The organism is Gordonia sp. GONU (assembly GCF_024733855.1).
Lineage (GTDB): Bacteria > Actinomycetota > Actinomycetes > Mycobacteriales > Mycobacteriaceae > Gordonia > Gordonia amicalis.
The window spans coordinates 56,630-65,616 of the sequence record NZ_JANRHB010000028.1; the positions used below are offsets into that span (position 1 = coordinate 56,630).

The following is an 8,987-nucleotide window of genomic DNA, read 5'->3' on the forward strand; positions in this document are numbered from 1 at the left end:
GCGATTGCTTGGGGCGGGATCAGGCCTGGTTGGCGTCGTATCGCTCTCGGCTCGCGTACACCGCGTCCATGTTGGCCTCGGCCCACTCCTTGAAGGCTGTCATGATGCCGTGCAGCGACAACCCGAGGTCGGTGAGTTCGTAGGTCACGGTGATCGGGACCGTCGGAGTCACGGTGCGCGTCAGCAGGCCATCGCGTTCCATCGAGCGCAGCGTTTGGGTGAGCATCTTCTGGCTGACACCGGCAATGCGTTGGGCGAGTTCGGAGTAGCGCATCGCTCGCGGACCGCTCGGGCAGTCGTTGCCGGGTGCGGGTCCGTCGCTGCCCAGCGCGGCGAGGATGAGCGCGACCCACTTGTTGGAGATGCGGTCGAGGAGCTGACGGCTGGGGCACTGCGCGAGGAATGCGTCGTACTGTGCCCTGGCCTCGGCGCGTTTGTCGGCCGCGGTCTGTGTCGGCATGGCGGCACCTTTCGATCCGGGTGCGTAACGCACTTTGAGGTACGTACTTCCCAATGGAGAGCTGCTCTCTCATGGTGTTTTACAGACCAGCTACACGCAACCACCCGAATGAACGGAGAGCACCGTGAACACCTTTCGAGCAGCTGTCATCACCACACCGGCCGGCCCGGAATCGATCGAGATCGTCGACGTCGCGGTCCGGCACCCGGAGGACGGTCAGGTGCGCGTCGCCGTCGCCGCCGCCTCGATCAACCCGGTCGATCTCGCGGTGTCGTCGGGGTTATTTCACGCGGCCGGGTTGATCGCCGGTGACGCAGCAGTCGGCCTGGGGATGGACTTCGCGGGCACGGTCGTCGAGTCCGGTGCCGGTGTCGACCTCGCGCCAGGTACTCGCGTGGCCGGTGTGCTGACCGGCTTCGACAAGCCGACCGGTGCCTACGCCGAAGAGGTCGTGGTCCCGGTCGACGCGGTCGCAGTCGTGCCGGAGCCGCTGGACCTCGTTGCCGCGTCGACCGCGGCCATCAATGCCGTTGCCGCCGAGCAGATCCTCGACCTACTCGGCGAGCCCCGGCCGGGAAGCGACCGTCTCCTCGTGACCGGAGCCGCCGGTGTGCTCGGAGGCTACCTCCTGGTTCTGGGTCGGCGGCGAGGTTGGGATGTCACGGGTCTGGCCCGACCGGCCGACGAGGCGTTCGTCCGCGGCCTCGGTGCCGCCTTCCTCGACCGTGCGCCGGGTGGATGGCCCGCGGTTGCCGACGCCGCCGCGATGCAGGACGACGCGCTGGCCCTCGTGCGTGACGGCGGCCGATTCGTCGGGGTGATGCCCGGTAGAGGGCCGGCAGCCGAGCGTGGGATCAGCGTCGGCGTGGTCGACTCCCACGCCGACGATCGGCTCGGATGGTTGTTGGAACTCGCCGCGGCCGGCGACCTACCGATCCGGGTCGAAGGAACCCTCCCGCTCGAGCGGGTCGCCGACGCTCAGAGGGCCGCGGCCAAACCAGGCAGTCGTGGTCGGTGGGTGCTCACCCCGTGACGATGTGTGGTGCGGGCGGGTCGAAGCTCGGATTGTCGGGCAGGGGCGACTCGCCCTTGGCGTCCCCGATCTCCTTCACGGTCTTCAGATCGGAGAGTTTCGAACCACCGCGCCGGGCAAGCGAGTCGTCGTACCACTCGAACCACGGATACCCGTGCTCCAGGTACTCCTCGATGGTGGGTGGTTCGTGATGCGGAGCCGTCCCGGTCAGACCCTCCCAGTCCGCGCTGTTGATGATCCGCAGGGTGGCCTCGCCGGTGGCGCCGGTGTCCCAGTTGGTGCGCGGTTCGACGGGCGTCGCGATCGACTGCGTGATCGATCCGCCGGCGCCCATACCCATACCGTCGGTGCTCCCCGGCATCGCGCAGAGTTCGATCGTGTCGGGTTCGACCGAGCGCGCGGCGCGTCGTGCCGCAACCCGCTCATCCCATGTCGCCGCGCGTAGTGGGGTGACCTGGATCCGCAGTCTTCCGTCGTCGGTCCCGCCGAGCTGTTCGGCGGCGGTGTAACCCTCGCCGAGTGGCATCGCGACGAACTGCCGGACGGTCTTCTCGTCGACCCGGAAGCCGTCGAGCCACGGCTGTTCGGGGACCTCGAAGTAGTCCTCACCCACGAAGTCGATGGCGGCGGTGAAGTCCTCGCCGGTGACGGCGTTGATTCCACCGACCGAGATCCGGACCAGGAACGGGTAGTCCTCGGGCGACGAGAAGTCGAGCCACGCGGCTTCGGCCTGCCACATGGGGAGGAACACGTCGGTGCCCGCCCCGGAATGCGCGGGTCGATCGATGGTTTCCGCGCTGATCAGCGGAAACGAACCGAGGCCCGGCGGAAGCCCGTAGGTGTTCTCGTCGTCGGGTACGCGGAGCGTTCGCTGCACGCGGATGTGCAGTCGGGCGTCGGGATGGACATCGGGAAAAGCGAAACTCAACTGGTTCCGCGTGACGATGGGGGACATGTGCGGCCTCCGGTGGTGCTGAACTGTTGGGCCGAGGGTAGGCGCGGGGTCCGACATCCTCGAGCGGTCGATGCCTGCGTTCGAACGGGCCACGGGTGCGGCGCCGAGTGGTTCACTGGAAGCATGATGTTCGTCGCGATGGGCGTCTTCGTGGTGGTGGTCGCGGTGGCGCTCGTCCTGTTGATGTCGATGGCCATCGGCGCGTTCTCGGCGATGTTCACCGGGATGAAGAACGACCGATCGCGCCGCCGAACCGAGCGGAACGATTCCCGGGATTCGGCGGCGCCCGCCGCTGCTCGACCGTCGACCGGCGCATTGGGCGAACTCGCCGACGAGCTGCGGCTGGCGCAGGCCAGAAGGTGGGCGTCGTGTCAGTCGGTGCAGCGTCGAATCGAAGATCAGTGGACCCGCAGTCCGACGAGTGGGGCGAACGATTACCTCGTCCTCGCTCTCGATCTCTGGCACAGCCGGAGTCCGGGCAACTCCGACCCGGAGGAGACTGGCCGGGCGGAACCTCGCGACCGGCTCGGGGACTGGACCGAACTCGCAGAGCTCAGCAAGGACCGCATCGGAAAGATCGTCTGGACGACGGCGCTCGTCGCCGACAGTGTCAACCGTTATCCGGCGTGGAAGCTGGACTTCTTCGACAGGCATTCCGTGCGCGTCGACCTGGTCGGCGAGGTCACCGCGATCACCACCGCAGCGGCCGGGCTCCGCGACCAGCTCGCCATCCTCGGTGACGCTCCCGTGGGCCATCTCGGCGTCGACGACGAGGTGATCGCCACGTTCGTGGAGAAGTCGAGGTTGCTATCCGGACGGCTCGACGGTCTCGTCACCCGGCTCGAGGCTTTCGCCGACTACGAGCAGATCGTTGCCCGCATCCAGCAGCGCCAGGAGAAGCAGGCCTGGCTCGAGAGGGTCAGCGCCATCGACGAATTCGAGCACGTGGTCGACGCCGAGCGGGACCGCGCGGAGAGTGACCGCGTGCGTAACCTGGCCGACGAGTCCGAGGTGCTCGCCTCGATCTACCTGGACGAGATCGCGCCGCTGGCGAAGTCGCTCAAGCAGAGTGACGCTGCATAGCGCGGAACCCGCTCCCTGAGGAGTGCCCGGAGCTTGCGGAGGGCGCGGAACCCGCTCCCTGAGGTGCGCTCGGAGCTTGCGGAGGGCGCGTCACGAAGGGGCCCGCACCACCTGGAACAGCACTTCCTTCCGGATCTCGAAACCCAGCTGCCCGTACAGGCGGATGGCGTTCACGTTGGTCGCGTCCGCATGGAGTATCGGCGTCGCACCCCGTTGGCGGATGCCATGTGCGAGGGCGAGAACCAGTCGTGACGCGAGCCCTTCGCCGCGGTGGTCGGGATCGGTGCACACGGCGCTGATCTCGGTGTAGCCCGGGATAACGAGTCGTTCGCCACCCATGGCGAGGAGCCGTCCCCCGCGTCGGATTCCGAGGTAGGTGCCCATCTCGATGGTGCGCGGACGGAACGGCCCGGGACGGGTGCGCCGGACGAGGTCGGTCATCTCCGGTACGTCGGCCGCGGTCAGGGGAACGGCGTCGTCGTCAGGTTCCGCGGACACTCCGGCGTCGATCATCTGCACTCCGGGCAGATGCATCCGCGTCTTCCATCCTGGAGGTGGGGTGTCCGCGACAACCGGCACGAACAGGGCACCTCCCGGACCGGCCAGCCGGGCGGCGTCGGCCCAGTCGTCGGCGGTCGGGTCGTCGGGAAGAGCCGCCATCGGGCACACATCGGGTTGGTACCGCAGCGCGGTGCCGACGCGTTCGGCGAACCGGGCATGGGGGCCGGTCAGGGCAGCACGTGCCGGGTTGTCGAGCGGGGTGTAGCCGGAACGCTCTGTCCCGCTCGCGGATTCGTCGACGTTTCCGACCACACGACGACGATACCCGGCGATGCTCGGGCCACGATTCTCGCGTTCGCGCGGTCCCGTTTCCTTCCCGTCCATAGAGCTCGATCAGCGGGACGGAAACGCGCACGCGGGACGGAAACGCGCACGCGGGAACCGGACTCGCCGGACATCCTGCTCCTCGCGGCCTTACGATCGGAGCGACCGAACAGCGCTGGTCACGACGTTCCGCCGTGCGTCGTCGGCGAGATCCATGGTCGAAGGAGCCGATCTTGACCACAAGTGACAGTTCCCCCGGCGCTGACCGCGAAGCGGCGCGAAACCTCGCGTTGATGCTCGTGCTGACGTTCGCGACCGGCGTGGTCGACGCCGGCGGTTTCCTCGGTCTCGACACCGTGTTCCTGGGGAACATGACCGGGAACGTCCTGATCCTCGGGATGGGTGCTGCCGGCGCCGACGGACTGCCGGTGTTCTCCGTGGCGCTCGCCCTCGTCGCGTTCATCCTCGGCGCCGGGTTGGCGAGCCTGTTCCTACGGTCGGATCGGCGCGGGTGGAGTCCGCGGTTGACCGCTGTGCTTGCGGTGTCGGCGTCGCTGGTCGCCGGTACCGCGGTCATCATCTGGGCTCAGTCGACGCAGCATGTGGCAGCGATGTTCGCCGTCGGGATGACCGCGTGCGCGATGGGCATGCAGGCTGCGGCGGCGCGCAACATCGGTGTCGCCGACGTGACGACCGTCGTCGTGACGTCGACGATCACCGCGTGGGCGATCGACATGTTCGCACGGCCCGGTCGCGCGACGATCCTGAACCGTCGATCCGCGGCCATCGTCGCCATCCTGGTGGGCGCCTTGGTCGGAGCCCTGTTGGTGAAGGTCGCGCTGTGGTCGGTGTTCGCCGTCGCCGCGGTGATCAGCGCGGTCGTGGTCGTGTGCGGGCACGTGCTTGCGTGCGCAGGTGTCGGCGAGCAGGCGCGCGTCTGATCACGTTGCTATTCGTCCCGCCAAGTGCGACAGAGAGCAACGTGATCCCGCGGGAAGTCCTACACGGGTAACGAGCTGCCTTCCCTGTGGACAATCGTCGGCCGCCGCCATCTCGGAGGCAGCACGTGTCGTTCGTCGCCGAGGTGGCCTAGCCTCGTCACGTGACCTTGTCTGATTACCTGGCCCCGGCCGAGGTCTTCCTGCTGTCCGGCTTCGACAGCCGCACGATCGAGCGCGGTGCCGTGTACGCGGGACAACGTCGCGTTGTGGTCACGCAGTGGGATCCGGGCCGTCTGACCGCCGGCGGGATCTGCTACGGAACCGACCCGACGCCGTACGACGTTCAGGCGGCCTTCGCCGATACCGGCGGCGCACAACTCGTCCTGAAGGACACCGATTGCACGTGTCCGGTCGGTTACCGGTGCAAGCATGCCGCCGCACTGGTCCTGACCGTGAGCCGGTTGGGCCATCTGGGGCGTCGCTCGCCGGTGGCGGCGTCCCAGCCGTCGTGGCGTTCGGTGCTCGGTGATCTCGTCAAGCCCGAAGCGGTGAACAAGCGGGGCACCGCACCCATCGGGCTTCTCGTGGAGGTGACCGGCCCCTACGGCCTGGGGCAACCGTCTCTGCGCCTGGTGACCACGAACAAGAACGGAAAGTGGGTCCGGACCGGGATCACCTGGAGTTCGATCGAGCGATCCTACGAACCCGACCGTTACCGGTCGACCCAAGACCATCCGCCGCACCACTTCGACCCGACGCACCTTGCCCGCGTTCGCGCCATCAACGTCCTGTTCGGCAACAGTGCCTACAGCGGCTACGGAACCGTGCAGGTTCACGACCTACGGCAGGCTCCGCCCGAGGTGTGGCCGGCGATCCGGGCCGCCGTCGACGACGGCGTCGCGCTGGTCCCGCACCAGACGACCGAGGCCGCACGTGTCGAGCTGCTGACCGCGTCGCGGGCGTCTGTGGACGTCGATCGCGACGACGCCGGTCTGGTGGTGACCGGCCGCGTCCAGGTCGACGGCATCGACGTGAGGGGCGTACGCGTCCAACTCATCGGTTCACCCACCCACGGTGTTTCGGTGGTCCACGACGGCACGATGTACCTGGCGCCGTTCGAACCGCTTGCGTCGGACCGGGCATTCCACGCGCTGCTCGATCGCGGTGAGCTTCGAGTACCCGATGAGGACGTCGCCGACTTCGCCACCGAAGTACTGCCCGCCCTGGCCGGAAGTATGGCGGTGAAGATCGCCGACGGGGCCGTTTCACCACCCGAGATCATCGGCCCCGCAGTCGAACTGACCTTGCGAGTCGCCGACGACGGTGGCGCGCTGACGGACTGGGCGATCGTCTACCAGGTCAACGGACGTCGACGAAGTTCCGACGACGCGCACCCGCCCGCATACGCGGATCGGGATGCCGAGGGCCGGTTGTGGCAGTCGATCCGGCCTCACGTCGAAGCCGCCGCCCGGGTGTGCGGCAGGTGGCAGACGCAGGCGAGCGGCTATCAGCGTGGTGGCCGCGGGGCGGTGCGAGAATCGGCCGAGTTCGGTGAAGGTGACGCCGTTGCCGCGGCATCGATCGAGGACTTGACCCGTCGGTACCGATACACGCCGGTCGAGACGGCTCGACTTGTCGACGAGGTGATCCCGGATCTGCGGGCCGCAGGTGTCGAAGTGCACATCGCCGGCGAACTCCCGGAGTTCCGAGCCGCCGAGTCCGATCCTCAGATCGCCATCAGCGCAGAGAGTTTCGACAATGATTGGCTCGATCTTGCCGTCACCATCAGCGTCGACGGCATCGAGGTGTCGCTGATCAAGGTCCTCGCGGCACTGTCTGCGGGCTCGACGCACATGCTCCTACCCGACGGGACCTACTTTCCGCTCGACACCCCTGAGATCCTGCGCCTGGCACAGCTTGTGGAGGAGGCGCGCGAACTGGGCGAGCTCGACAACGGACGAGTCCGCCGAGATACCCACAATCCAACCCTCTGGAATGAACTGCTCGACCTCGGTGTCGTCGACAAGGACCTCGCGCAGTGGCAGGAACGACTGACCCGATTGGCCGCGGCGACACCACCGATGCCGTGTCCGACGCCGGCCGCACTCGTCGCCGACCTGCGCGACTATCAGTCCGCGGGTCTCGACTGGTTGAACTTTCTGTGGCAGAACAAGATCGGTGGCGTCCTCGCCGACGATATGGGCCTGGGCAAGACGCTGCAGTCGTTGGCCCTGATCGCCCGGGTGATCGAAGAGGAGCCGGGCAGTTGTTTTCTCGTGGTGGCACCGACCAGTGTCATCTCGAACTGGGCAGCCGAAGCAGCGCGCTTCGTTCCGGATCTGAGGGTCGCGGCCGTGACCGAGACCAGCGGGCGCGCGAAGAAGCCCTTCGCCGACCGTATCGCCGGTGCGCAACTGGTCATCACGTCGTATGCGTTGATGCGTATCGGTTTCGACGACTTCGGCGCGGTCGGGTGGACGGGGGTGATCTTCGACGAGGCGCAATTCGTCAAGAACCACAACAGCAAGGCCCATCAGTGCGCTCGCCGACTCGACGCCGAGATGAAGCTCGCCATCACCGGCACGCCGATGGAGAACAACTTGATGGAGCTGTGGTCGCTGCTGTCACTGACGGCTCCCGGGCTGTTCCCCTCGCCCAAGATCTTCACCGAGTACTTCCGCAAGCCGATCGAGAGCGGCGCCCAACCGGAGCGGCTGGAGTTGCTCCGACGCCGGATACGGCCGATCATGCTGCGCCGCACCAAGGACCAGGTGGTCCGGGATCTCCCGGCCAAGCAGGAACAGGTGCTGTCGATCGATCTGAATGCCAAGCACGACAAGCTTTATCAGGCACGACTCACCCGTGAACGCCAGAGCCTTCTGGGACTGCTCGACGACTTCGACGGCAACCGGTTCGAGATCTTCCGCTCCCTGACGATGCTTCGGCAGTTGAGCCTGCACGCGGGACTCGTCGACGACAAGCACTCCGACGTCGCATCGGCGAAGATCGACTACCTGACCGAACAGATTCCGGAACTCATCGCCGAAGGTCACTCGGCCCTGGTGTTCAGCCAGTTCACCGGGTTCCTGCGGCTTCTCGAGAAACATCTCGCCGACGCCGGCGTCGAGTACAGCTACCTCGACGGGTCGATGAGCTCGCGACGTCGGACCGCGGCGATCGAACGGTTCACCGGCGGGCCGTCGAAGGTGTTCCTGATCAGTCTCAAAGCGGGCGGGTTCGGTCTCAACCTCACCGAGGCGGACTACTGCTTCGTGTGCGACCCGTGGTGGAATCCGGCGGCGGAGGCGCAGGCCGTCGACCGTGCGCACCGCATCGGACAGACCCGGCCGGTCACCGTGTACCGGCTGGTGTCGGCGAACACCATCGAGGAGAAAGTCGTTGCGCTGCAGGAGCGTAAGCGTGAGCTCTTCAACGCCGTCATCGACGACGGTGATCTCTTCGGCGCAGCGATCAGCGCCGACGACATCCGGGAATTGCTCGGCGGCGGCCGAACCACGGGCTGACCGGTGAGGTGCGAGGACTGATCACGTTGCTCTTTATCCCGCCAACGGTGGTTGCCACTCTGGATGTGAGTCACTCCTGATGGGGAGGAGCACACTGTGAGCATGTCACCGGGTTACACGGTCGAGGAGATCGAAGCTCTTGTGGAGGAGTACATGGCTCTTCGGC

At 67.0% G+C, this 8,987-nt stretch carries 7 protein-coding genes; 4 read left to right on the top strand and 3 right to left on the bottom strand.

All coding sequences use genetic code 11. The features are described from left to right. Positions 1–19: 19 nt before the first annotated feature. Complete coding sequence (locus NWF34_RS19800) at positions 20–460, bottom strand: helix-turn-helix domain-containing protein (RefSeq protein WP_258325895.1); 441 nt, start codon at positions 458–460, stop codon at positions 20–22. A 124-nt stretch (positions 461–584) separates the two neighbouring features. Between NWF34_RS19800 and NWF34_RS19805 the strand changes: the two genes are divergently transcribed. Next, positions 585–1,493 carry an alcohol dehydrogenase catalytic domain-containing protein gene (locus NWF34_RS19805; RefSeq protein WP_258325896.1) on the top strand — a complete coding sequence of 303 codons (909 nt, stop codon included), beginning with the start codon at positions 585–587 and terminating at the stop codon, positions 1,491–1,493. On the opposite strand, the gene NWF34_RS19810 is transcribed toward NWF34_RS19805, so the two are convergent. Further along, the gene (locus NWF34_RS19810; RefSeq protein ID WP_258325897.1) at positions 1,483–2,448 is read right to left on the bottom strand and encodes a hypothetical protein; all 966 of its coding nucleotides are present in this window, start codon (positions 2,446–2,448) and stop codon (positions 1,483–1,485) included. The genes NWF34_RS19805 and NWF34_RS19810 overlap by 11 nt on opposite strands. Before the next feature lie 123 nt (positions 2,449–2,571). On the opposite strand from NWF34_RS19810, the gene NWF34_RS19815 reads away from it, so the two are divergent. Further along, complete coding sequence (locus tag NWF34_RS19815; RefSeq protein ID WP_258325898.1) at positions 2,572–3,531, top strand: hypothetical protein; 960 nt, start codon at positions 2,572–2,574, stop codon at positions 3,529–3,531. A gap of 90 nt (positions 3,532–3,621) precedes the next feature. Here the strand turns inward: NWF34_RS19815 and NWF34_RS19820 are convergent, their stop codons facing one another. Next, positions 3,622–4,344, bottom strand: coding sequence for a GNAT family N-acetyltransferase (locus NWF34_RS19820; RefSeq protein ID WP_258325899.1), 723 nt, complete (start codon positions 4,342–4,344; stop codon positions 3,622–3,624). A 245-nt stretch (positions 4,345–4,589) separates the two neighbouring features. Between NWF34_RS19820 and NWF34_RS19825 the strand changes: the two genes are divergently transcribed. Then, positions 4,590–5,297: a YoaK family protein gene (locus NWF34_RS19825; RefSeq protein ID WP_258325900.1), complete on the top strand. Its 708-nt coding sequence runs from the start codon at positions 4,590–4,592 to the stop codon at positions 5,295–5,297. 161 nt (positions 5,298–5,458) lie between these two features. Beyond that, positions 5,459–8,821, top strand: coding sequence for a DEAD/DEAH box helicase (locus NWF34_RS19830; protein WP_258325901.1), 3,363 nt, complete (start codon positions 5,459–5,461; stop codon positions 8,819–8,821). Positions 8,822–8,987 lie beyond the last annotated feature (166 nt).

Bases quoted from the DNA above. Each gene is read 5' to 3' on its own strand.
- NWF34_RS19800 (WP_258325895.1), bottom strand. From the start codon at position 460: ATGCCGACACAGACCGCGGCCGACAAACGCGCCGAGGCCAGGGCACAG.
- NWF34_RS19815 (WP_258325898.1), top strand. From the start codon at position 2,572: ATGATGTTCGTCGCGATGGGCGTCTTCGTGGTGGTGGTCGCGGTGGCG.
- NWF34_RS19810 (WP_258325897.1), bottom strand. From the start codon at position 2,448: ATGTCCCCCATCGTCACGCGGAACCAGTTGAGTTTCGCTTTTCCCGAT.